Origin of the sequence: Allocoleopsis sp. (assembly GCF_036703385.1) — a bacterium.
Taxonomy (GTDB): Bacteria; Cyanobacteriota; Cyanobacteriia; order Cyanobacteriales; family Coleofasciculaceae; genus Allocoleopsis.
The window spans coordinates 13,225-35,361 of the sequence record NZ_DATNPA010000642.1 but is presented as its reverse complement, the minus strand read 5'-3'; the positions used below and the strand labels follow the sequence as shown (position 1 = coordinate 35,361).

Below are 22,137 nucleotides of genomic sequence, written 5' to 3'. Positions count from 1 at the left end.
TTCCTTCCATCCAGGTCTCATAGAGCGGACAGTCGCTCTGAATAACCATATGCTTTGTGCGATCGCTCTTTCCCAACAGCAGCAACTTCGGTGGTAAATTATTTTCATGCAAGATTGGATTTACCGTTACCCGCCCTTAGAAACCGGAGTCTTACTAAAGCGCTACAAACGCTTCTTTGCTGATATTGAACTGACCTCTGGGGAAGTTATAACGGCTCATTGCCCTAATACTGGCCCCATGACGGGTGTCTCCACTCCTGGGAGTTTAGTCAAAGTTTCCCGCAGCGATAGCCCTAAGCGAAAGTTACCCTACACCTGGGAGATGATTCAGGTTGATGACAACGAACCCACCTGGGTTGGTGTCAACACCGCACTCCCCAATCGAGTGATTAAGTTAGCGTTGGCACAACGGCTATTTCCAGAGTTAGCCAACAGCTACAACGAAATTTGCTGCGAGGTTCCCTATGGCAAAGAACTGAAAAGTCGGGTGGATTTTTTACTAAAAAGTGTTCCCATCCCCTTGAGTGCAGCCACCAAGGAACTCGCATTGTGTGAGCAACTTCCCATCTATCTAGAAGTCAAGAGTGTCACCTTATCTCAAGGAACTGTGGCGCTATTTCCCGATACAGTAACCACTCGCGGACAAAAGCACTTGCGAGAACTGATGGCACTTCTACCCCAAGCACGAGCCATCATGCTTTACTTCATTAATCGGGGAGACTGTCTTTCCTTTGCTCCTGCTGATAGTTATGACCCCGTCTACGGTCAATTGCTGCGAGAAGCTGTACTTCAAGGAGTTGAAGTATTACCCTGCCGCTTTGAAATTACCCCGGAAGGAATTCGTTATTTGGGGTTGGCTGAGTTTCTCCCTATGCAACCTCCAGTAATTGCGACAGCTGATGTCCCTGTTGTAACGACTCATACTGAGTTGGAGTCTAACGTAGAATTTAACAAACCACAGAGTCGCTCCAGGACGCTGAGCTAAGAGAAAGAGAACGTTAACCTTCTCTCCCCAGCTTCCACAACTTTCTAAGCTACTACGATTGAACGCAACTTCGTATGAGTCGGCAGTCTAGAATGACGATTATCAGACGGGCTAGAAGATGAGGTTAACGTGCAGCTAAAGCAGGTGATCATTGCGTATAAAGCCAAAGACTCCCACAGCCGCAGTTGGGCAGAAAAATGTGCTCGGCAATTGGAAAATCGCCAGTGCCATATTTTGATGGGGCCTAGTGGTACACAGGATAATCCTTACCCTGTCTTTTTAGCCTCCGCCATGAGTCAGATCGATTTAGCTGTAGTACTAGGGGGCGATGGGACAGCACTCGCTGCCGCGAGACATCTTGCAGGGGAGGGAGTACCGATTTTAGCGGTTAATGTGGGCGGACACTTGGGGTTTCTTACTGAACCGTTTGAAGAATTTAAAGACACGGAGCAAATTTGGGATCGATTAAGCGAAGATCGCTACGCCATTCAGCGGCGGATGATGGTTCAAGCGGCTGTATTTGAAGGCGATCGCAGCAACATGGAACCCTTTAGCGATCGCTTCCTCGCGCTGAATGAGATGTGCGTTAAACCCGCCTCAGCCGATCGGATGATTACCTCAATTTTGGAGATGGAAATTGATGGGGAAGTCGTCGATCAGTACCAAGGGGACGGACTCATTGTCGCCACACCCACCGGCTCAACTTGCTACACCCTTTCAGCAAATGGGCCAATTTTACACGATGGCATGGAAGCCATTACTGTAACGCCGATTTGTCCCTTGAGTCTTTCCAGTCGCTCCATTGTTTTACCCTCTGGTTCTGTGGTTAGCATTTGGCCTCTAGGGGATTATGAACTCAATACCAAACTCTGGATGGATGGTGTTCTAGCCACTTCCATTTGGCCTGGACAACGGGTGGATGTGCGCATGGCGGATTGTTACGCAAAGTTCATTATTTTGCGAGAGAACTATTCCTATTACCAGACGTTACGAGAAAAGCTGCAATGGGCGGGTGCCAGAATTCCTTATAGTAATAACCATCGTAACGGAAAATCGTAATGGGTAATGGGTAATGGGTAATGGGTAATGGGTCAAGCAACCCTCAAAAGTTATTCCTTTTCCATCCCTCATCCATTCATTACCCAACTCTAGGATGCTGCTCCTCTGATATCCCCATAATTATTGATGGCAAATTCAATCTGTAGGAGCAAGCGCTCTTTCTAGGTTGGCAAGGTACCTTTGTGGAAACAAGTCGCATCTTCTGCAAATCCTAAACCCGCTGGGCCGCAGATTGTCACCAAATTCTCACCGAGCCAGTTTACGCATCAGAAACAATTTAGGATTGTAGGTCAGACACTGGTAACTCTTATGGCAGTAGTCAAATAATTTGCCCCATAAATTTTGAGGGGTTTGAGCCAGAACTGTCATAATTGTAAATACTCCTGTGAGAGTAAGGGTTGACTGTTACTAGACGACATGCAGCTAGATTCTTTCCAGCCATGAATTTCCGTACTTGTTTAAAGCCGGACTTGGTGAATTAAGCGCAAATAATCGTTGAGAAGACAGAGTCAGGACTTACACCATTGGACTATTAGCAATACACAACCGACAGAGCTAATCTTTCCAAACTTGTACTTTTTGTGTATCAATTGGAAGTATTCCCTGAAAATCTTAATCTGATCCAACCCACAACTGCAAAGAAGCAGAATGAGGTCTTAGAGATTCTTAACAAAGAGTTGATTTTTCAGGAAGAAGTACTATCTCGGACAAATGACTAGACCCAAAACCACAACACTGAGTTGAGTGAGAGAGTGGAAAATGAGAAGGGTTAGTCAGTTGGTAGATACGTGAAACGAGTGTTCATGAGAGGGATAAATCCTAGTTTGATTCCGAAAAACATTTGAGGTATTTTTCTCTCTTTGACGCCACCCTTGAGCAAATTGTTTCGGAACTACTCCCAAAAAAGTCAACACAATATAAGGTTTTGTAATTTAAGATTAAATAACTCTGAGCAAAGTAAACTTTATGAATTTAAGGTTTGATTAAAGTGTCACGTTTGCAAAAACAAGCAGATGGCAACAAGAAGCAAGCTGCTTTAGGCGGTACCCAGGCGCGATTGCATCGCTCTCAATCGAAGCGCAACCGAGCGTCTTCCTCTCCTCCTCTATGGCGTCTGATTCATTACGGGCACAAGTACCGGACGCAAATTTGGCAAGCGATCGCGTGTTCAATTCTCAATAAAATCTTTGACTTAGCACCCCCTGCCTTAATTGGTGCGGCAGTGGATGTGGTGGTGAAGCAACAGGATTCTCTGATTGCTCAGTTGGGGGTAAAAGACATCTTTGGGCAACTCCTCATCTTGAGTTTCCTTAGCTTCATCATTTGGGGATTTGAATCCATTTTTGAATATGCCTACGCTCGACTGTGGCGTAATCTCGCCCAGGCTATACAGCATGACTTGCGCTTAGATGCCTATGGGCATTTGCAATCACTGGAACTGGCTTATTTTGAGGACAGAAGTACTGGCCGATTAATGTCGATCTTGAGTGATGACATTAATCAATTGGAGCGGTTTTTGGATGTAGGAGCCAATGATATTATCCAGGTAATCACAACAGCCATTGTGATTGGTGGAGCTTTTTATATGCTGGCTCCCAATGTGGCTTGGATGACGATTGTGCCGATACCTTTTATCCTGTGGGGTTCGATCGCCTTTCAGCGTCTGCTGGCTCCTCGTTATGCGGATGTTCGAGAAAAGGTGAGTCTGATCAATGGGCAATTGGCGAATAATTTGACAGGCATCACCACGATTAAAAGCTTTACCGCCGAAGAGTATGAATTAGGTCGAATTGAAGCCCAAAGTGATGGGTATCGCGTCAGTAACAAGCGTGCGATCGCACTTTCTGCCGCATTTATTCCCTTGATTCGGATGCTCATATTGTTGGGCTTTACAGGTATTCTGCTTTACGGGGGGATGGATGTTGTTGCCGGAAGGCTGGAGGTAGGAACTTATAGTGTTTTGGTATTCCTAACTCAGCGCTTGCTTTGGCCGTTGACGCGATTAGGCGAAACCCTCGATCAGTATCAACGGGCGATGGCGTCCACCACCCGTGTGATGAATCTCTTGGATACTCCCATCGAAATCCACTCAGGGGACACACCGTTGCCTGTTGAGCAGGTGCGCGGTGAGGTGGTGTTGAAAGAGGTGACTTTTGCTTACCATGACCGTGCCCCAGTGATTCACAATCTGTCCCTGCACATTGGAGCGGGAAAAACCATCGCCATTGTGGGTTCGACGGGTTCTGGAAAAAGTACTTTGGTTAAGTTATTATTGAGGTTATATGAAGTACAATGGGGAACTATATCCCTTGACGGCATTGACTTACAACAACTACGGCTAGGGGATTTACGTCGGGCGATTGGCTTAGTTAGCCAGGATGTGTTTTTATTTCATGGCACGGTTCGGGAGAATATCGCCTACGGCACCTTCGATGCCACTCACGCCGAGGTATTGGCAGCAGCAGAGATTGCCGAAGCCCACGAGTTTATCAGCCGACTGCCCCAAGGGTATGACACGATTGTTGGGGAACGGGGACAGAAACTGTCGGGAGGGCAACAGCAGCGGATTGCGATCGCGCGTGCCATTTTGAAGAATCCCCCGATTCTGATCTTGGATGAAGCCACATCTGCGGTGGATAATGAGACGGAAGCCGCGATTCAGCGCTCCTTAGAGAAGATTACCAAAAATCGGACAACGATTGCGATCGCTCATCGCCTCTCCACCGTGCGTAATGCCGATTGTATCTACGTCATGGAACACGGCAAATTAGTCGAACAAGGGCGGCATGAACAACTGCTGGAGCAAGAGGGGATTTATGCCAGCCTCTGGCGGGTACAGTCTGGTCTAAAATGAGATGCGCTTGATAAGGACGGAATCTAGAAAATGATCATGTTTGGTCGCCCCCAACCAGAGAGGGCAGAAGATCAGTGGAAACATCAACTTGCTCGCTTTGCTAGAGACAATCAGCAAGAGTTGGCAGCACTCTCTTGGGGGCTATTTCTAGAACGGGGAGAAAGCGAGGATACGCTGGGTATTGACCTGCATCCAACGCCGCATTTTGTTTATTGTCCCCGAAAGGCGATCGAGGAACTGAATCAAAGAGTAGAAAACCACATTCAGGAAATTCTGGGAATTGTGGACGCCCACCAACCGGAGAAGGAAGTTCTGATTATTGGGATTGGCAATGACCAAATCAAGCTGATTCAGTTTGAACCGGAACCTGCACCTCCCGCTTGTTTTGAGCAACTCGGTAAGGACGTTAATATCTTACTAGAGCAATTAGAGCAACGCCTATGTCAGCATTTGGAACCCTAGTATATAGAGGTTCTCAATCGAGTGGAATACACATTCTTTGTAGGGCACGGCATTGCCGTGCCCTGACTGTATTCTAGGCTCCATCCAATGTCTCATTAACTACCTCACGGTACGGAGTTGATATCCACCCAGGCTAAAAGCTCGTTGGAAATGCCACTGCTATCGGTTCGCTGAAAAGAATTACGCAGAACTCACAAAATTAACTGGAGGCGCTTATCTCGCCTCCGGTTGAGATAGCTATTATAGAGAATAGGAATATCAGGGAGCTTTTTTCGAGCAATTCGCTTTAGTAGTGCAGTCGGACAAGAAAGATATGCCGTTTGCTACTGAAATACGCTGTTGCGAGTTTCAGCGTGTCACGAAAAAAGAATCCGTTAGTTTCTCCAAAGTTATAGAGGGATTTATAAATGAGCCTTGAAAGTGACGAAAAAGGCGTCATTTTAATTGTTGATGACAACCCGGATACTTTGGATTTACTGTTCTTCGTTTTGAGTGATTCTGATTTTACAGTATTAATGGCCAATAGTGGCAAAAGTGCTCTCCAAGCCGTCGAAGAGGCTCATCCCGATCTCATCCTTTTGGATGTGATGATGCCGGGAATTGATGGGTTTGAAATCTGCCGTCGCTTGAAAGCGAATGAGTCCAGTCAAGACATTCCGGTCATTTTTATGACCTCACTTTCCGATACGGACGATAAGGTCAAGGGTTTTAATGTGGGAGCGGTAGACTATATCACCAAGCCGATTCAGGAAGAAGTCCTTAAAGCTCGGATTACGACCCACTTAACCATCCGAAAACTGAATCGTAGCTTAGTTGAGCAAAATAAAAGACTGCAAGAGGAGATTAGAGAGCGTCATCAGAAAGAACAGGAACTGCGACTCTCGAACCAGGCGATCGCAGCGAGTAGTGATGGTATTGTAATCGCTGATGCTAGAAAGCCTGATATGCCCATAACCTACGTTAATCCCGCGTTTGAGCGGCTAACGGGTTACGAGGCTCAGGAAGTCATTGGAAAAAACTGCCGTTTTCTGCAAGGAAAAGATACCGATCAACCCGGTCTCGATGAGCTACGGGAAGCAATTCGAGAAGGGAAGGGTTGCAAGGTTATATTATCCAATTATCGCAAAAATGGGACACTTTTTTGGAACGAGTTAAGTATTTCACCGATCTATGATGCGGATGGAAACTTAACTCACTTTGTGGGTATTCAATCGGATATTACAGAGCGCAAGGTGGCGCAAGAAGCGCTGCACTATCAACAGGAACAAACGGAAAATTTACTGCTCAATATTTTGCCTGGGCCAATTGCAGAACGGTTGAAACTGGAGCCAAGCACGATCGCTGACAGTTTTGAGGAAGTAACTGTTTTATTTGCTGACCTCGTTGGTTTTACGGAGTTCTCCTCTCGGCGGTCGGCAAAACAACTGGTTGAAGTTTTGAATGTAATTTTTTCGGCGTTTGACCAACTCGTTGAGAAACACGGTTTAGAGAAAATTAAAACCATTGGCGATGCCTATATGGTAGTCGCCGGTTTGCCCACACCCCGAGCCGATCATGCTAGTGCGATCGCACAAATGGCTCTTGACATGCAACAAGTACTGACCAAGATAAACGTACAGACCGACGAATCCTTTAGTATGCGGATTGGTATTAACTCCGGTTCAGTTGTGGCGGGCGTGATTGGTCTCAAAAAATTCAGCTACGATCTGTGGGGCGATACCGTGAATACTGCCAGCCGCATGGAATCACTTGGGATTCCCGGTACCATTCAGGTAACCGCAGAGACTTATGAACGATTACGAAATGAATTTCTGTTTGAGGAGCGAGGCGTCATCTCTGTCAAAGGCAAAGGAGAGATGACTACTTATTTGCTCAAAGCTAGAAAAACAGCTATCTTTGACCGTAAATTGGGATAGGCGCGATCGCGAACCGTCATCCTATTTCTTGGTGAGTTCATGACAGGAAGCTTGGAGAATTTCAGAGGTGCGATCGCACTCTTCCTATACAGGATAATACAGTTTACTGTATCCGTCGTTACTGAAATGATGAATTGCTGACTGTATAAAGCGCACGATTAGTCAGGTTCCTGTTTCATGGTCATCCAGCGATGAACAATGAATAAAAAATAATCGCTCCTATTTCTGATAATATTTTGCAAAAGTGTTATAAAAAGCGCTGAATTACTATTCTTCTAAGAGTGAGAAAATGCGTTTTGGAGGCGATTGCTACCCAGGCAAAAGCTACTTTGAAGTCATACTAGAAATTTATTTACTTATCGATGAATTTGCCTAAAAAGTTGCGTAAAGCTAATCGTCTTAGTTTTTTTCATAATCTCGACCCTCTGACTGTCATCGTTTTGCTCAGCCTTGGAGGCTTAACGATCGGCTTAATTGCAGCCGTTACCTGGCATCTTGTCCACCGCAACCAAGTCAATCACCTCACCCTAGTGGCTGGTAATAGGGATGGAGAAAGCTATATTCTCAGCCAAGCCATTGAAAAGGTCGTTGAAGCCAATAATCCCAAGATTAAAATTGATATACAAGAAACAGGGGGAACAACAGAAAACCTCAAGCTCTTAGAACAGGGAAAAGCCCAGCTAGCGACTGCCCAAGCTGATGTTCCCACAGGGTCTTCAGCACGCGTCGTAGCCGTACTGTATCGGGATACCTTTCAGTTAGTTGTCAAGCAAAAACCTGCAATTAACCGATTGCTTGACGCTAAGGGTAAGCCTACTGCTGTGCCGCAAAAGCCTGCAATTAACCGCTTGCTTGACGCCAAGAACAAGCCTATTACTGTGCTGCCAAAGCCTGAAATTAATCACTTTAGTGACCTCAAGGGTAAGCGGATTGGTCTACCTGAAAGTGGGGGGCAATTTCGCTCATTCCTACAGATAGCAAACCATTACGGTCTCAAGAAAGAAGACTTCCAATTTGTTGGTGTGAATGACGAGGACGCTGATCAGGCATTTCGCCAGAATCGGGTAGACGCCGTGTTTCGCGTCCGCGCTCTGGGTAATAAATCTATCCTGAATCTCGTACAAAAACACCAAGGACGATTGCTGCCAATTGAACAGGCGGCGGCGATGAGAATTCAGTATCCTGCATTTGAACCCACAATTATTCCTCAAGGAGCCTACAAGGGCAGTCTTCCCTCTGTGCCTGCCAATTCCTTGCCGACAGTAGCCGTGCAAAGAGTACTGTTAGCCAACGAGACAGTGGAGCAGAACATCATTCAAGAAATCACCGCCATTCTCAATGAGCATCGTCAAGAAATAGCCGATGCTATCCCTAAAGAATTTGATGAGGTTAAACCCTTAGTGGCTGCCATTAGTCCCCCTAGCACTACAAGTGGAACAGGTATACCCACCCATCCCGGCGCGATCGCATTCTATGAGCGTGACAAACCCTCCTTTATCCAAGAAAATGCTGACTATGTAGGGCTTATCCTGACCATAGTCTTGCTGTTCGGGTCTTGGGTTTGGCAGCTAAAATCATGGATTGAGCAGGGAAAGAAAGATGCAGCCGACGTTTACATCGCATCAGCGATCGAGCTAATGAAGGATGATGACTGCGACCCTGAAATTAGGCTCAAGGAACTCCATAAAGTTTTCAGGCAAACTGCCACCGATCTAGTTGAAGAAAAAATTTCCCAGGAATCTTTCCGAACATTTAATGAAGCCTATCAAACAGCAAGAGAATCGATAGAACGCCAAATCCAACTTGTCCAGAAAGACAGCGAGAAGCAGGTAAAATTAGCCGAACAAAAGCAGAGAGAAATATCGGCTCACTATGTAAAATCTGTGGTGGAATTATTGCAAGATCGGAAAAGAGATATGAGTTTAATTCAATCCGACTTAGATCAACTTCTAGAAACAGCAGCGGCAAATCTAATTCAGGACAATATTTCCCAGGAATCCTTCCGAACATTTATTGAAGCCTACAAAACCACAAGAGATTCCATTGAACGGAAAAAGGTTTCCTGAGCTGATCATTCCTTGGGAGGATAATACATTCCATTCCGATATACCCATCCCGTAAGCTGATTCAAGTAATCTGAGGCCGATAAGCCTCGCATACTGGCATTTCTACCGAGGTTACTAGGGTTAATTCCAAATTCTTCGCATAGGGCTTTTTGAGTCAAGCCTTTTCCATCATCTAGGTTAGTGTCTAGATTCTTATCGGTGTCTGATGTACTCTCTATCGTAATGGCTTCTATATCGATCAACTTGATAGATTTATATTCCTCATTCTTCAGTTGAGGAGCTGTGTTTTCGACTTTCTCCACGCGTTCATCGATCTGTCTGACTGTCTTTTGGAGATGATTGAGCATCGCATCAAAACTGGCAATTTTTTGCTCCACAACTTTTTCAAGCTGAGGGTCTTTCTCCAAACGTTCATCAATTTGTCTAACCGCTTTATGGAGATAATCTAGCATCGTATCGAAACTAGCAATTTTTTGTTCCACAGCTTTTTCAATTTGAGCATCTAGGTTCTTACTCAGTGCGGTTACCAGCTGAGTTTCTAATTCAGGTTCAAGTAATTCGGGTTCAAATAATTCGGGTTGAGAGGACTGATTTCCAGCAAGATAGCTTTCAATGAAGGTAACTAATGCAGCAGATGCTGTTATCCCTTCTTCCCGCGCCGCCTTTTGAAAATCCTGCCATTTTTTATAGGGAATCATGAAGGTGGCTAACACCATCTCATCTGGTTTTCTCTGTCTTGCCTGTTTGGGCATCATCGTTCGACGAGTTAATGAGTTGCTCCTTGAGGAGCTTTTGGGTTAGGTTGAATAATTTCAAACAGTACGCATCGGCTTAACCAGTGTTCTTGATCGGGACTCACATTTGTGGGAGAGCCTTTACGGCTAATGGCTCGCAGGCGGCGGCGATCAACACCAATATCTTCTAGGATAGTTTGCACCGCTTGCGATCGCATCAATGCCATTTGCGTACCAGCTCTATCCGTTGGATGACTGTAACCGACGATTTGGAGCTGAAGGCTAGGATATTGCCGCAGCAGTTGCTTGATTGGGGCAAGTTTGACATCAATATCACGCGGTTCGACACTGACTGAGTTTGAATTAAAATAAATCCGCGTGGCGATGGAAAAAGGCTGTATTTTCACCTGATTGATCACAGACTGCACCCCAGGAATTTGTTTAAATGCCTGGATAATGTTCTCAGGATTGGTGAGTTGAATCGCTGTTCCCTTTAAGGTGACTTTCCCGTCCGCAAAATCTGTTGAGATGGAAATTCCGTCGATCTGATTGAGTGCCATTGCTACTCGTTGAACTTCTGTAACGACTTGGCTGCGATCGCGGAGCTCATCGACAACGATAATATCGTTAGCTAGCCTGAAACCTGGAACAACAGAATGGGTAAGCTGTTCTGCGTGACGACGTAAGTCGCGACTTGGTAACTTCCCCGTTAAGTGGACTGTTTTTCCCCGAACATCCGCGCCCAAGCGATAAACCGCTAATTCTGGTGCAGCGGCTAAAGCTTGTGCTAGTTTTTGTTCGAGCCGATGCTCATTTATCTTGAAATATTGATAAATTCCCCAAGGTACCCCTATTAAAATTGCCAAGCCTACCCCTAAAGGGACGAGGGAGAGCCGATTTGTGCTTTCCTTTTTCTGAGCCTTAGCGGCTGTGTTCCGTCGAGAGGTGGGTTGGTTAGAGGTATCCCATTGTTCTTCTAACTGAATCGATTGCTGGTTCAGTGGGGTAAAACGTTGTTGAAAGGGGGAAGATTCTAACTCGTCGGCAGTAGAATTGGCTACAGTGACTGGAGGGAGTTGATCAGAGGGCAGAACGATCAATTCCTCCAGTGCTGCTGCTGTCTTTGGCTCTGTCCGATCTGGCTCTATGAGCGCTAGTAACCCTTCCAGTGCCGTTGCTGTCTCCGGATCGCTGTAGTCTGGCTCTATGAGAGCTATCAACTCTTCGACTGTCGTTGCTGCCTCCGGCTCGGTCTGCTTTAGCGGTGCTGGCTGGGTAGAGACTACCGAGTCTGCCTCTGGTGCTGGAGGTGGAGACGCTGGAACTGACACCGTTTGCTGGGGGAACTGGACAAACCCTGAGTTCGGGCTAGCTGTAAAGGGTGCAACGTCCTCGGTTTTCACCTCGCGATCGCTACTGGCAGTTTGCCCCCCTGCATCGACATTGAGTAGTTGAGCAAGCTGACCGAAAAAACTCTCAATTTGTTTATAGTCCTGGGGAGACATTTCAGTCGATTTAGACTGCCCATTTTCTCGACCAGAAGCTACGGTTGGATCGTCTGCGAATGAAACCATCTGTCGTCTCTATCTAGCTGTGAGCGCTACTCCCACCTGAGACAGCAAGGTTAGCGCTGAAGGTAACTTAACCGTCAGTCCTAGATTCTTCAGGTAAGAAATAATTAGCCTTTTGGGAATCACCCGGCTCTTTCCACGGAGCCACCAAATCAGTACCTTTGAGTTTGAGAACGAGTTCAAAGAATAGTTCCGCCATATCCTCTTTAGCCATTTTGACAGCTGTGAGTGGGGAAATGCGTTTTTCCAATTCCTCGAAGAACTGGTTTCTTAATTCCATTAGATCGCCTTGGAGCTTCTTGTGGCTGGACAGAAGATCATCGCGAAGAGATCGGGTTTGTTTGTCAATGGCTTCATCCAGGGTGGCAACATTGCTTGATAGCCGCTTACTCAGGCGATCAATTTGCTGTAGAGTCTCGTTTCTCTCTTCTTCATTCCTGACACCGATAGATCTGAGTTCCTTCGTCAGCTCCTCGAGCCCTGACTGGAATTCCGTAGAGAGGACTTGTTGTACCCTCTCTAGGCTTTTATCGGTTTCTAACTTGAGATTTATTAGACGTTTATCCGTTTCTTCTTTGTACTCCTTGAGGGCAACCTCCAAGCTTTGGATGCGGTTGGAGTATTCTTTGAGCTGAGGTCCGAAAAGAATGTCACGGATTTGATCAACGTTGCCAAACCCTTGACCCATATCCGCGCTAGTGTCATTCATGTTTTAAACCCTATCCTGTAGGCTCCCTAATTGACTTCGGTAATAGCCAATATTTTGCTTTTACAAATTCTCGTTTAATTTTTACAGTTTATCAATAGTTTGGATGTCAAGAAACTATGATTTACTCATTCAACCCTACAGTATGCCATATCTAGGGATACAGCGGTACATTTACTTGATGAAATAACTTGAAACCGTTGTTCATAATACGTCTAGTTTGAGTTGCGGTCTTGCTTGCTAGCCTGCTCTCCTGATGGAGTATTGGGAGTGGTAATCTGTTTGCCATTCTTGCCATTCTTGCCATTAGAACCCCATGTCAGATCTACCTGGAAGAGGTTGCCAAGGGAATGCAGTTGAAATCCTCGTGGGCTATAGTTCTTGGGCAAGGCCTCTTCTGGAAGAGTACTCATATTGCCATCTCTTACGGCTGAGTAATGGGGGGAGAGGATTTCAATCCCGGCTGCGATGCACTTATCCCGAATATTTTTATTGAATTCCGAAAAAATCGAAGAATCCCCTTGCGGCTGAGTGGTATAGAGTCTGACCTCATAAGTAACTGAGAAATTATTGAGCTTTTTTTGATAGATTTTGGCAGCCGGTTCTTCTAGGACACCACGGGTAAGAAGAGCGGCCTCAGTTAGAATTTCATAGATTTTTTGCCACGGTACATCATAAGAAAAATCAACGGTTGTGGAGAGAAGCACTGGTTTTTGGCTATCTCGAAATGAAGCACTGTAATTCTTGATATTACTGGCTAGTAAGCCTGCATTGGGCAGCGTAACAATAACATTAAGGCTTGTGCGAATTCGAGTCACTAAGAGAGATTTTTCTTCAACATCTCCTCGAATAACGTCTCTTCTCAGATCCACTATCTCAATGCGATCGCCAATCTGGAAAGCACGGGTATAAATTAGAATAATGCCAGATACCATGTTAGCAATAGCTGCTGAAGACCCTAGGGAAATCAGAAGGCCCATAAAAACAGAAATGCCTTGAAATGAAGGCGAGCCGAAACCTGGCAAGTAGGGAAAGCTAATAATACCTGCAATCGCTAGAACAAGCACTTTAAGTAAGTTATACGTTGGTTCAGCCCATTCAGGATAAAATCCAGGTAAAGAAATCGTTCCCTTTTTTAATTCGTTAAAAATTAACTTTAAAAAGCGAATAACGTAATAGGTAACAATAAAAACAATAATAATATTGAAAATTTTTGGGCTGTAATTGGCAAACCCTATCCAAGCTTGATTAAAGGCTGAAACAAACTGGCTCCAAAGGCTTAATCCGAAACGTCTGGTCCAAGGGAAAAAGCTTAGAACTAATACCGTATAAATGCTAATAACCACCAGGTTACTGAAGGAACGAATGGCTTTAAGTATCTTCAATAAAATATCACTGACATGACGAGAACTTAGTAATTGAGAGTTACCAACTCTCAACGCTAGGCGTTCCGCGTTTCTTTGGGAGTGCAGCTCGGCAGAAATTCTAGTAAAGATTTGATGGACGAGAAACAGAAAAATAATCAGTATAACCGTAGAAATTAGAGTGTAAGAAATGGCGTGAGTATAACTGAATCGAGCGCCAGGACTTGTTAAGGAAGATGCATTCTGTAACGCTTCCTTGAACCACTGCCATATTCCTACTTCAACAGCATCACCGCTGAACCCAGACTCGTTTCTATATTGACTGATAGCGTTTTTTAGTTTTTGAATATAGGCATTGGCTAATTCACGGGGAGTGGTGTTGGCAGCTTTCGCATCAGCGTCTGTAATTTGCGCAATGACTGTCTCTCCGGAGAAAATCACTGTCACCCCATTTTGGTCTCCCAATTGAATCGATTCAACTGGAATCGATGAATCTTGAGCCAAGGACTCAACTTTTTCAGTGATTTCTTGCGATCGCTGTTCTGGGGAAGTGGAACCAAAACCTTCTTGGATGGTGAATAGTGTTTGGTTACCCAGAATTACAGCAGCCTCCTGGGAGCTGCTACTGGATGTAGCGTTCTCCTGAGAACGAGCCAAGGTTGGAGCTGTAACGAGCAACACGGTTGCCAGAGCTAAGCCTATCAGCGATCGCCAATAAATTTTCATTGTTTATCGTGAGTCGGGTTAGCTTTTCATTGTCCGCTCAACCATGTCGGTTTTGTCAAGATCTTCTTGCCTTCTTTTCCTACTTTCCTGATTCCTCAGTACTCAAAGCCTTATTTGACAATAATTTTTTGAAGGGACTGGTGACAAATCTGAGCGGATAACGTTCTTTCAAACCGATTACCATAATAATGCTACCTTGTATTAATTTTTATCTGATATGACTGAAGCAAACAATGAAGAGTTAGGAAATTTAGAAGAATTTTTATTAAACAGTTTAAGTTCTTCCACTAATGCAGATGATGGATACGAGCGCTTGCAAGAACTCTTGATCAAACCTGAAATGATCAGGATACGTGACCAAGTTGCCCGACTCGAAAAAGAGCTGCCTCAAATATTGAAAGTGCGCGATCGCGTTGTTGAACTGGAACAAGAGTTTCCCAAACTACTGGGAATGCAAGATCGCATTGCCGGGCTAGAACAAGAAATTCCCGAATTTTTGGGAATGCGCGATCGCATTGCCGGACTAGAACAAGAAATCCCCGAACTTTTGGGGATGCGCGATCGTGTTGACAGACTAGAAGACGGGCTTGCAGAGCTTGAGCGCCAGCTTGACAGATCAGAAGAACTCACCAAGTTAATGGTGCCCTTAATTTCTGAACTATTGAATCGTAAGTTTGCTGAATTCAAAAAAGAGATGCTTGAGGAGATTACTCCTCTCATTGAGCAACTCGCCCAGGAAGAGAAATCCCTTTCCATCCGAGTTACTGGGCTACCTCAAACGACTCAGTAGCCTCTCAACAAAGAGCCAGATAAGCAGTTATTCTAATTGAAACCTTCGTTAGCGCTAGACCAGCTTGGCAGAAATAACTATCCAGTTTAAAAAGGTTAAAAAGCTTACTGTACAAGCTTTTTTCCTTCTGCCTTCTTGCGCTAGCTCCTCCATAGGAGTGCCGCAGTTGTTTACGTCCTTCACTCTCAAGGTTTCATGAACGCATCAACCATCACGCCTCCATCTACCTGGAGTCCTTTACGTCAGCCTGTTTTTCGTGCCCTTTGGATTGCGTCTGCGGTGTCCAGCATTGGCACTTGGATGCATGACGTGGGGGCAGCATGGCTGATGACTTCCCTTTCGCCTTCACCCTTTTTAGTGGCACTGATGCAGGCGGCATCAAGCTTACCATTCTTTCTACTCGCGTTACCCGCCGGTGCGATCGCAGATGTGGTAGATCGGCGCAAGATGCTGTTATTTACCCAAGGTTGGATGCTAATTGTCGCCGCATTGCTTGGAGTATTAACGGTTACAGGTATCACGACTCCTTGGATACTCCTGATACTCACGTTTGCCCTCAGTGTCGGGAGTGCGATGAACATGCCCGTCTGGCAAGCGATTGTCCCGGAGTTGGTGGCAAAAGAACAACTTTCCTCCGCCGTTACCTTAAGTGGTATTGTGATCAACCTATCGCGTTCTATTGGCCCTGCTGTGGCAGGGATAGTGATTGCGGCGGCGGGAACCGGTGTTGTTTTTCTGTTAAATGCAGCTTCATTTGTTGCGGTAATGCTGGTGCTCTATCGTTGGCAGAGAACAACCCAAGCCAGTGCCTTACCTGCCGAACGGTTTGTAGGAGCCATCCAAGCCGGAATTCGCTATGCGCGTTTTGCACCCCTGCTTCAGACGGTATACGTTCGTACAGCCGCTTACATTCTGTTTGCGAGTGCGCTATTTGCCCTATTACCCCTTTTAGGACGCAGAGAATTAGGTCTGGATGCGCTGGGATATGGCATTATTCTGGGTTGTTGGGGAATCGGTGGGTTAGCGGGAGCGTTTATTATCCCCAAAGTGCGGCAAAAGACTTCGATTGATCATTTGGTTGCCGGGGCATCCGTGTTGATGGGTGTGATGATGCTGGTGTTAGCGTCTGTCCGCAGTGTCTACCTCGTCTGTGGTGTGATGTTTGTGGTGGGTATTGCCTCCCTATCGGTGATGGTGAGTTTGAGTGTGTCTGCTCAAACCGCTGTTCCTACTTGGGTGCGTGCCAGAGCCATAGCAACTCAGATGTTGGTGTTCCAGGGATGCATGGCACTGGGGAGTTTATTATGGGGTGCGATCGCGCAACGGACTGGAATCTCCACTGCCCTCACTGTTGCCGCCGTAGGATTAATTGTCTGTGTGGGACTGACGACTCGCTATCGCCTGCGGTGTGTGGAGAAATTCGACTTCTCTGCCTCTCTACACTGGAATCAACCCGTTCATGCCTTTGAGCCTTGCCCGAATGACGGGCCGGTAATGGTTACACTGGAGTATCGCATTGACCCCGACAACGCGGAAGATTTCACCAAGGCGATGCAGGCACTGAGTTTAATTCGTCGTCGAGATGGGGCGATTCAGTGGGGATTGTACCAAGATTTATCTGACCCCGGTCGGTTTGTGGAAACGATGGTCGTGGAATCTTGGGCGGAACACAAGCGGCAATTTGAGCGGGTCACCAATTCGGATCGGGTAATTGAGGAGCGTGCTCGTGCGTTTCATATTGGGGATGCACCGCCGAAGGTTTCCCAAATGATTTATGCGGATTACACAGATGGAAAGGGAGTCCGACAACCTTGCTGAAGTTGACCAAAAGGGGAGTAGGGAGTAGGGAATTGGGAATAGCGAAAGCGTTGCGAGGCGTGACGCTGGAACGAGCTGTTGCCGATTCTTCTGATCAGAAATCTCATTTAAGAAGGGTACAAGCCCCCACAAGACCAAGTGGCTGGTTTCAGGTGGGGTAAAAATCCCCTTACTGTTACCTACCCCATTCCCTACTCCCAATTCCCAACTCCCCTTTAAGTTGCAAGGTTGTCGGACTCCCGTGATTCAAATCACATCTAAAGTCGATCGGGTTCACCCTGCTTTGCCCTACCCATCACTTTTTTAGGGTTTGAATATCACCTGTTTTGATGACCTATTCCAAGGCAGAGCTAGGAACAAAAGTTGTAGAGTGAAACAGTAAACCCATCCCACTTAAAGCCATGCCACTCTTTGATTCCAGCAACTGTTCTGAATCGGAAACTTCTAGTGAACTGCTAGAACAAAAACTTTTACAGACAAAAAAATACTTGTCAGCTAAAGCTAATTTTATAGTGTTTCAGGATTGGTCTTCAGAGAGTCAAGGTATGGTCATGGGTGATAAAAATTGGTTTGATGACGAGCAGCTAGCCGATGAGCTCGCCCAATTGTTCAATCAGGATGAAATATTGGATGAGCAGCTAGCCGATGAGCTCGCTAGTTTGGAAGAGTATTTGCTGGAGTCTCAAACCGTTTTAGTGACTTGCCCAAAAAATATGCCCCGGTGGGAAAATGCGTGGTGGGGAGAAAGGGTGCTTAGAGAGTTAGGCTAATTTTCTCTGATCGACTCAAGGGTGTCTTTGGGTGTACTTTCTGTAACGTGCAATTTTTCCCCATGAAAGACACTGATCAGGCAATAATTTTTATCAAAAATACCATAAGTGCTTTCCGTTCCGTGAGACAAGGCACTGAAATTGGTCTGTTTAGAGGGAAATTCTACGCCAAGTCTTCTGTACTTTGAGTATAAAACAGTTCGCCCTTTACTCAAGAATTCGTTAATATCTTGACGCATGGAGCGTTTAAGTAATGGGGAATGGGAAATGGAACAAGAGGTCAAAATTCCAATTCCCAATTCCTAATGTTAGAGATTCCGCTGATACTCTTCAAGTAAATCCATCAGGTTCACCTGGCAGCTTTTGGGCAGTAGGTCGATTAAAGCAACTTGCCGTTTACCTCCCCCCAACTGGACGGGGATATCTTCCAGAATTTTGATGACTTGGCTTTCATCGAGCCTGTTATTGGTTAGCAGGGGATAGACTCGTTCTGCCACCGTGGTATGCAGATGGGCTTCCCTTAAATAAAGGTGCCACTTGGAAATATCAATGTAAATGTTTTCGCCAATCTCGGCTGCGAGGGCTTCGATCGCTTCTGAGGTGTTAGTTTTAGCCATAAAAATTAACCGTTTCTACTGGAGTCGATGCCTGTGTGATCAATACTACTGTGGCGTTTGGTGAGGTTGGTTGAACCTTAGGATGATTTTGGGGGAGTCGGTTTGGCAGGCAGGGGGGAATAATTTGCGATCGCAAAGATATAAAGGGCATGTCCCACCACAATCAATGCCCAAAGTCCGGTAACCCAGTAGGCCCAAGGCCAGTCGGTATGATACAGGGTTCTGAAAAACCAAATCCCAGAGTTAAAGGCTGCAAAAATTGCCACATGGACAGCGAAGTTCATTCGGTCATCTAGGCGGCGAAAGTCTGGGTCATTGCGATCGGGTTTGCGAGGCCAGCGAGGAGGCATAGATAGTCGTCAGGAGTGAGGAGTCAGGAGTTAGGAATCAGTCCTAACAACTAGCTTAATTCTACGTCCTTAGCTGTCATCTTCCTGAAGGATGTAGTCGCCTGACTTGCCCCCTGTTTTACTCAAGAGGCGAATCGCTTCAATCTGGATGGATTTTTCCAGGGCTTTCGCCATGTCATACAGGGTAAGGGCGGCGACTGAAACCGCTGTCAGCGCTTCCATTTCCACGCCGGTTTCCGCTTTGGTCGTCACGGAGGCTTGAATTTGGTATCCCGGTAACTGGGGGTCGGGCGTTATTTGTACTTGCACTTGGGAAAGTGGCAAGGGATGACACAGGGGAATCAGTTGGGAGGTTTGTTTGGCTGCCATAATTCCAGCCAGCCTTGCTGTTCCCAGTACATCCCCCTTGGGGGCGTTTCCCGCTTCAATGGCCTCAAAGGTGGTGGTTTGCATTCGCACTTGGGCGGCTGCGATCGCTTGCCGTCGGGTTGACACCTTGCCGGAAACATCGACCATCTGGGCTTGACCCTGAGTATCTAAATGGGTCAGGGGTTGAGTTGAAAAATTTTCTTGCTGCATTTGCTTGCTGCATTTGGTTTAGGTGTGATACTATCAGTAATCGGTGAGTGAATGAAAAAAGTTACTCAATCGAGGGCTTGTAGCTCAGTGGACTAGAGCACGTGGCTACGGACCACGGTGTCGGGGGTTCGAATCCCTCCTAGCCCGTTCAAAAAGGCAGAAGAATCAAATCTTCTGCCTTTCTTTTTTTGTCGATTAACTTGATTATCTTTCGCTCAACAGACTTGTCTCGATCAATAGACCTGTTTTGAAAGTCTCCTTTCATCCTGGAGTGTGAGCAGATGCTCATGAATGTCTCTTGCTCTCATTCAATTTTTGCCCCCCTAACCCCCCATGAATAAAATGCTTCGTCCTTACTCCTCTCCCGTAAAAGGGGAGAACTCTTTTGGGTGGGGGGAACCGGAATCTCAAAGTCCCCCAGAATTGGGGGATTTAGGGGGCATTCCAGGATTTATGCAAGAGGTCTAATTTAAAAAATGCTGTATTTGGTAAGTGATTTTGCGGGAATCATTCACAACGATCGCCTCCTAATTCGGTATCTACCACTCAGAACACATCCTGACTCGTCGCTGTCATTGTCTAGGCATAACGGATTTGTGATTCCAGACGGAGTTATTGTTGGACAAGTCCTAAGCTTACTGTAAAACCTGCATCATTTTTGTGACCCCCGCCGCCTAGTTGGCGAGCTACTTCACTCACATCGAACTCACCGACAGAACGCAATCCCCACTGTCTTTTACCATCGCTTCGATCAAAGTAGTAAGCCACAAAGGGCGCTTCTGGATACAGTTCACAAAGCTTGGCTTTGACTTCCAAAAATAAACAGGATGCATTGACAGCAGGGATTCGGTAGCCAGCTATATCCAGCCAAGTGACAGCCGTGGTGCACATCAAATTAACCGTCTGTGTGGCGAATCCTGCGATCGCCTTACCCTCGACTCGCAGCTGTTCAACGCTCAGAGTATCCCACACCTCAAAATCCATCGGGTAGCCACAAAGAGCATAAAATACCTCCTGACTATCAGGAAGACTAAAACGCTGTAAATCTCGATCTTGGATGTAGTGGATGAGTTCTGGTGCAGGTTCCTCCGGATAAAAGTGATTCCAGGCGAGCATTGCCCCAGAGCGATTTAGATCGAACTCGACTCGAAAACCCATGTCTCGATTGTCAGCCATTGACCGAATTGCCTCCTCCCGGAGTTCCTCCAGTGGTAGCTGTTCACTTCTGTGATGATCTAGAACAGTAACGCGGTGCCGTTTTAGCATTTCCAGCAGAATCTGTTTGGCATAGCAAAAATCAATAATGTAAACCTGGGAGTTCTCTGGTATTTCGGGTGGTGGGTTTCCATGCCTAACAGGAAGGTAGTGAGCCTTGTTCCCAAAGCATTTCCAAGCAACATAGGCACCGCCAAAGCCGTCATAGCAACCAGCGTGGTAAAGTATGTAGTCACGCATTACCCATTGTCCATCCCTTAATGTGTATTTAAGCCAACAGGAGACAAAGCATAGATATCCCGCTCCCGACCCGTAGCAAATCGGAGAGAATGGCGTAAATCCTTACTATTCTGGGTAAGGAAGATGATGAAAGCCAGCAAAGTAAAACCAAACGAGATCGAAAAGATGCCTTGATAGCCCAACTGTTGGGCAAACGTCCCAAAAACTGGCCCTGCGATCGCAATTCCCAGATCAAGTCCCCCAAGGCATAGGGAAAAAACTCGTCCACGTTCATGGGGATGAGAACGGTCAGAAATCAGGGCAATCATGGCGGGAATCAAGGTTCCACTGGCAATCCCTTCTAAAAAACCAGCCAGCAAAAAGGAAACCGAACTCTGCGCCTGGGAAAGTAGCAGCATTGACAGACTATAGAAGACAAAACTCGCTGTAATAAATAATCCTCGACCATAGCGATCGCTTGCCCGTCCAGTGAAAAAGCGACAGCAAAAACTGGACATGGCGGCGGCGGTATAAAACCATCCCGCATTCAAATCAACATTGGCTTCTCGGATATACAACGCCACAAACGTCGCTATTACCCCAAAGACTAAGCCGGTCAGTAACATAACCAAGGTAGGAATTCGGAGGCGAGGACTGCCGAGTAATTGCCAGAATTTATCGCTGTCCGGCTTCACGGACAAGGGGTTAGTCGAGTCACCCGTTGTAACTTCCCTTACAGACGACGGGATAATGCGAGGTTCTTGAACTTGGAACGCCACGAATAAACCAAGCAATCCCATCGCGAATGAGAATAGAAATAAAGGCGTATACCCTGCTTGCTCTTGGAGAAAGCTGCCCATAGCAGGCCCGATCGCCATCCCAATGGGATTGGTTAAACTCATGTAGCCAATCACCTCACCCCGCTTGTCCACTGGCGACAAGTCTACGACGAGAGCACTACTGCTGGTTGTATAGGCTGCAATACTAATGCCATGAAAGATGCGAATCAACAACAGCAGAGGAATTGATTTGGCAAATAAGTACCCTATAGGCGCGAGGGCGACTACCCCATAGCCAATTAGCAGCACTAGCTTGCGACTGCGGCGATCGGATAACTTGCCCAACCACGGACGAAACAGCAGTAGCCCGATCGCAAATGCACCGATCACCACACCAATTTGTTGCTTGGTGCCGCCTACATCTTCCACATATAAGGGTAGTGTCGGCAGTAAACAAGCCAAACTTGCCCAAAACAGAAGACCAGCAACAAATAAAAGGAATAGGTTTCTTTGTGATTGCGGTTCAAGCCTACTAAAAATCTTCACTCACCCGGTTT

19 protein-coding genes and 1 tRNA gene are annotated in these 22,137 nt (G+C 46.2%); 10 read left to right on the top strand and 10 right to left on the bottom strand.

Translation table 11 applies throughout. The annotated features are described in order from the left end of the window. The first annotated feature begins 106 nt into the window (after nt 1–106). The 6 genes from sfsA (at nt 107) to V6C93_RS30480 (ending at nt 9,342) form a co-directional block, all read left to right on the top strand. Nucleotides 107–985, top strand: coding sequence for a DNA/RNA nuclease SfsA (sfsA, locus tag V6C93_RS30505; protein WP_333480437.1), 879 nt, complete (start codon nt 107–109; stop codon nt 983–985). Between the two features lie 129 nt (nt 986–1,114). Continuing rightward, on the top strand, nt 1,115–2,044 hold the full coding sequence (locus V6C93_RS30500; RefSeq protein WP_333480436.1) for an NAD(+) kinase: 930 nt from the start codon (nt 1,115–1,117) through the stop codon (nt 2,042–2,044). Between the two features lie 1,057 nt (nt 2,045–3,101). Further along, the gene (locus tag V6C93_RS30495; RefSeq protein WP_349262886.1) at nt 3,102–4,898 is read left to right on the top strand and encodes an ABC transporter ATP-binding protein; all 1,797 of its coding nucleotides are present in this window, start codon (nt 3,102–3,104) and stop codon (nt 4,896–4,898) included. A gap of 30 nt (nt 4,899–4,928) precedes the next feature. Further along, entirely contained in the window at nt 4,929–5,360 is a 432-nt protein-coding gene (gene ccmS, locus V6C93_RS30490) for a beta-carboxysome assembly chaperone CcmS (protein WP_349262885.1), read from the top strand. A 407-nt stretch (nt 5,361–5,767) separates the two neighbouring features. Next, a complete protein-coding gene (locus tag V6C93_RS30485) occupies nt 5,768–7,276 on the top strand; it encodes an adenylate/guanylate cyclase domain-containing protein (protein ID WP_333480433.1) in 1,509 nt (502 codons plus the stop codon). 362 nt (nt 7,277–7,638) lie between these two features. Beyond that, the gene (locus tag V6C93_RS30480; RefSeq protein ID WP_333480432.1) at nt 7,639–9,342 is read left to right on the top strand and encodes a TAXI family TRAP transporter solute-binding subunit; all 1,704 of its coding nucleotides are present in this window, start codon (nt 7,639–7,641) and stop codon (nt 9,340–9,342) included. Nucleotides 9,343–9,347: 5 nt separating this feature from the next. Here the strand turns inward: V6C93_RS30480 and V6C93_RS30475 are convergent, their stop codons facing one another. From V6C93_RS30475 to V6C93_RS30460, 4 genes are all read right to left on the bottom strand, one after another. Continuing rightward, entirely contained in the window at nt 9,348–10,097 is a 750-nt protein-coding gene (locus V6C93_RS30475; RefSeq protein WP_333480430.1) for a hypothetical protein, read from the bottom strand. Nucleotides 10,098–10,108: 11 nt separating this feature from the next. Beyond that, a complete protein-coding gene (locus V6C93_RS30470) occupies nt 10,109–11,650 on the bottom strand; it encodes a BON domain-containing protein (protein ID WP_333480429.1) in 1,542 nt (513 codons plus the stop codon). A 67-nt stretch (nt 11,651–11,717) separates the two neighbouring features. After that, nucleotides 11,718–12,356 carry a hypothetical protein gene (locus V6C93_RS30465; RefSeq protein WP_333480428.1) on the bottom strand — a complete coding sequence of 213 codons (639 nt, stop codon included), beginning with the start codon at nt 12,354–12,356 and terminating at the stop codon, nt 11,718–11,720. Nucleotides 12,357–12,568: 212 nt separating this feature from the next. After that, entirely contained in the window at nt 12,569–14,443 is a 1,875-nt protein-coding gene (locus tag V6C93_RS30460; protein ID WP_333480427.1) for a mechanosensitive ion channel family protein, read from the bottom strand. Between the two features lie 217 nt (nt 14,444–14,660). Between V6C93_RS30460 and V6C93_RS30455 the strand changes: the two genes are divergently transcribed. From V6C93_RS30455 to V6C93_RS30445, 3 genes are all read left to right on the top strand, one after another. Then, nucleotides 14,661–15,233, top strand: a complete 573-nt coding sequence (locus tag V6C93_RS30455; RefSeq protein WP_333480426.1) for a hypothetical protein — start codon at nt 14,661–14,663, stop codon at nt 15,231–15,233. Between the two features lie 195 nt (nt 15,234–15,428). Next, nucleotides 15,429–17,051: an MFS transporter gene (locus tag V6C93_RS30450; RefSeq protein WP_333480425.1), complete on the top strand. Its 1,623-nt coding sequence runs from the start codon at nt 15,429–15,431 to the stop codon at nt 17,049–17,051. A 401-nt stretch (nt 17,052–17,452) separates the two neighbouring features. Then, entirely contained in the window at nt 17,453–17,821 is a 369-nt protein-coding gene (locus V6C93_RS30445) for a hypothetical protein (protein ID WP_333480424.1), read from the top strand. On the opposite strand, the gene V6C93_RS30440 is transcribed toward V6C93_RS30445, so the two are convergent. The 4 genes from V6C93_RS30440 to moaC all read right to left on the bottom strand — a co-directional run bounded on the left by V6C93_RS30440 (nt 17,818) and on the right by moaC (nt 19,367). Continuing rightward, nucleotides 17,818–18,060: a hypothetical protein gene (locus V6C93_RS30440; protein ID WP_333480423.1), complete on the bottom strand. Its 243-nt coding sequence runs from the start codon at nt 18,058–18,060 to the stop codon at nt 17,818–17,820. The two genes, V6C93_RS30445 and V6C93_RS30440, sit on opposite strands and share 4 nt — an antisense overlap. A gap of 69 nt (nt 18,061–18,129) precedes the next feature. Beyond that, nucleotides 18,130–18,438: a DUF3181 family protein gene (locus tag V6C93_RS30435; protein ID WP_333480422.1), complete on the bottom strand. Its 309-nt coding sequence runs from the start codon at nt 18,436–18,438 to the stop codon at nt 18,130–18,132. Nucleotides 18,439–18,515: 77 nt separating this feature from the next. Then, complete coding sequence (locus V6C93_RS30430; protein WP_333480421.1) at nt 18,516–18,788, bottom strand: 2TM domain-containing protein; 273 nt, start codon at nt 18,786–18,788, stop codon at nt 18,516–18,518. 69 nt (nt 18,789–18,857) lie between these two features. Beyond that, entirely contained in the window at nt 18,858–19,367 is a 510-nt protein-coding gene (gene moaC, locus V6C93_RS30425) for a cyclic pyranopterin monophosphate synthase MoaC (protein WP_333480420.1), read from the bottom strand. Between the two features lie 73 nt (nt 19,368–19,440). Here moaC and V6C93_RS30420 point away from each other — a divergent pair. Then, nucleotides 19,441–19,514: transfer RNA gene (locus V6C93_RS30420), tRNA-Arg, on the top strand. 465 nt (nt 19,515–19,979) lie between these two features. Here V6C93_RS30420 and V6C93_RS30415 read toward each other — a convergent pair. After that, entirely contained in the window at nt 19,980–20,822 is an 843-nt protein-coding gene (locus V6C93_RS30415; RefSeq protein WP_333480419.1) for a hypothetical protein, read from the bottom strand. A gap of 17 nt (nt 20,823–20,839) precedes the next feature. Then, nucleotides 20,840–22,126 (bottom strand): MFS transporter, encoded by a 1,287-nt coding sequence (locus V6C93_RS30410; protein WP_333480418.1) that lies wholly within the window; start codon nt 22,124–22,126, stop codon nt 20,840–20,842. Nucleotides 22,127–22,137 lie beyond the last annotated feature (11 nt).

Bases quoted from the DNA above. Each gene is read 5' to 3' on its own strand.
- V6C93_RS30460 (WP_333480427.1), bottom strand. From the start codon at position 14,443: ATGAAAATTTATTGGCGATCGCTGATAGGCTTAGCTCTGGCAACCGTG.
- V6C93_RS30445 (WP_333480424.1), top strand. From the start codon at position 17,453: ATGCCACTCTTTGATTCCAGCAACTGTTCTGAATCGGAAACTTCTAGT.
- V6C93_RS30415 (WP_333480419.1), bottom strand. From the start codon at position 20,822: ATGCGTGACTACATACTTTACCACGCTGGTTGCTATGACGGCTTTGGC.
- V6C93_RS30450 (WP_333480425.1), top strand. From the start codon at position 15,429: ATGAACGCATCAACCATCACGCCTCCATCTACCTGGAGTCCTTTACGT.
- sfsA (WP_333480437.1), top strand. From the start codon at position 107: ATGCAAGATTGGATTTACCGTTACCCGCCCTTAGAAACCGGAGTCTTA.
- moaC (WP_333480420.1), bottom strand. From the start codon at position 19,367: ATGCAGCAAGAAAATTTTTCAACTCAACCCCTGACCCATTTAGATACT.
- V6C93_RS30470 (WP_333480429.1), bottom strand. From the start codon at position 11,650: ATGGTTTCATTCGCAGACGATCCAACCGTAGCTTCTGGTCGAGAAAAT.
- V6C93_RS30430 (WP_333480421.1), bottom strand. From the start codon at position 18,788: ATGCCTCCTCGCTGGCCTCGCAAACCCGATCGCAATGACCCAGACTTT.
- V6C93_RS30455 (WP_333480426.1), top strand. From the start codon at position 14,661: ATGACTGAAGCAAACAATGAAGAGTTAGGAAATTTAGAAGAATTTTTA.
- ccmS (WP_349262885.1), top strand. From the start codon at position 4,929: ATGATCATGTTTGGTCGCCCCCAACCAGAGAGGGCAGAAGATCAGTGG.
- V6C93_RS30465 (WP_333480428.1), bottom strand. From the start codon at position 12,356: ATGAATGACACTAGCGCGGATATGGGTCAAGGGTTTGGCAACGTTGAT.
- V6C93_RS30475 (WP_333480430.1), bottom strand. From the start codon at position 10,097: ATGATGCCCAAACAGGCAAGACAGAGAAAACCAGATGAGATGGTGTTA.
- V6C93_RS30435 (WP_333480422.1), bottom strand. From the start codon at position 18,438: ATGGCTAAAACTAACACCTCAGAAGCGATCGAAGCCCTCGCAGCCGAG.
- V6C93_RS30480 (WP_333480432.1), top strand. From the start codon at position 7,639: ATGAATTTGCCTAAAAAGTTGCGTAAAGCTAATCGTCTTAGTTTTTTT.
- V6C93_RS30440 (WP_333480423.1), bottom strand. From the start codon at position 18,060: ATGCGTCAAGATATTAACGAATTCTTGAGTAAAGGGCGAACTGTTTTA.
- V6C93_RS30485 (WP_333480433.1), top strand. From the start codon at position 5,768: ATGAGCCTTGAAAGTGACGAAAAAGGCGTCATTTTAATTGTTGATGAC.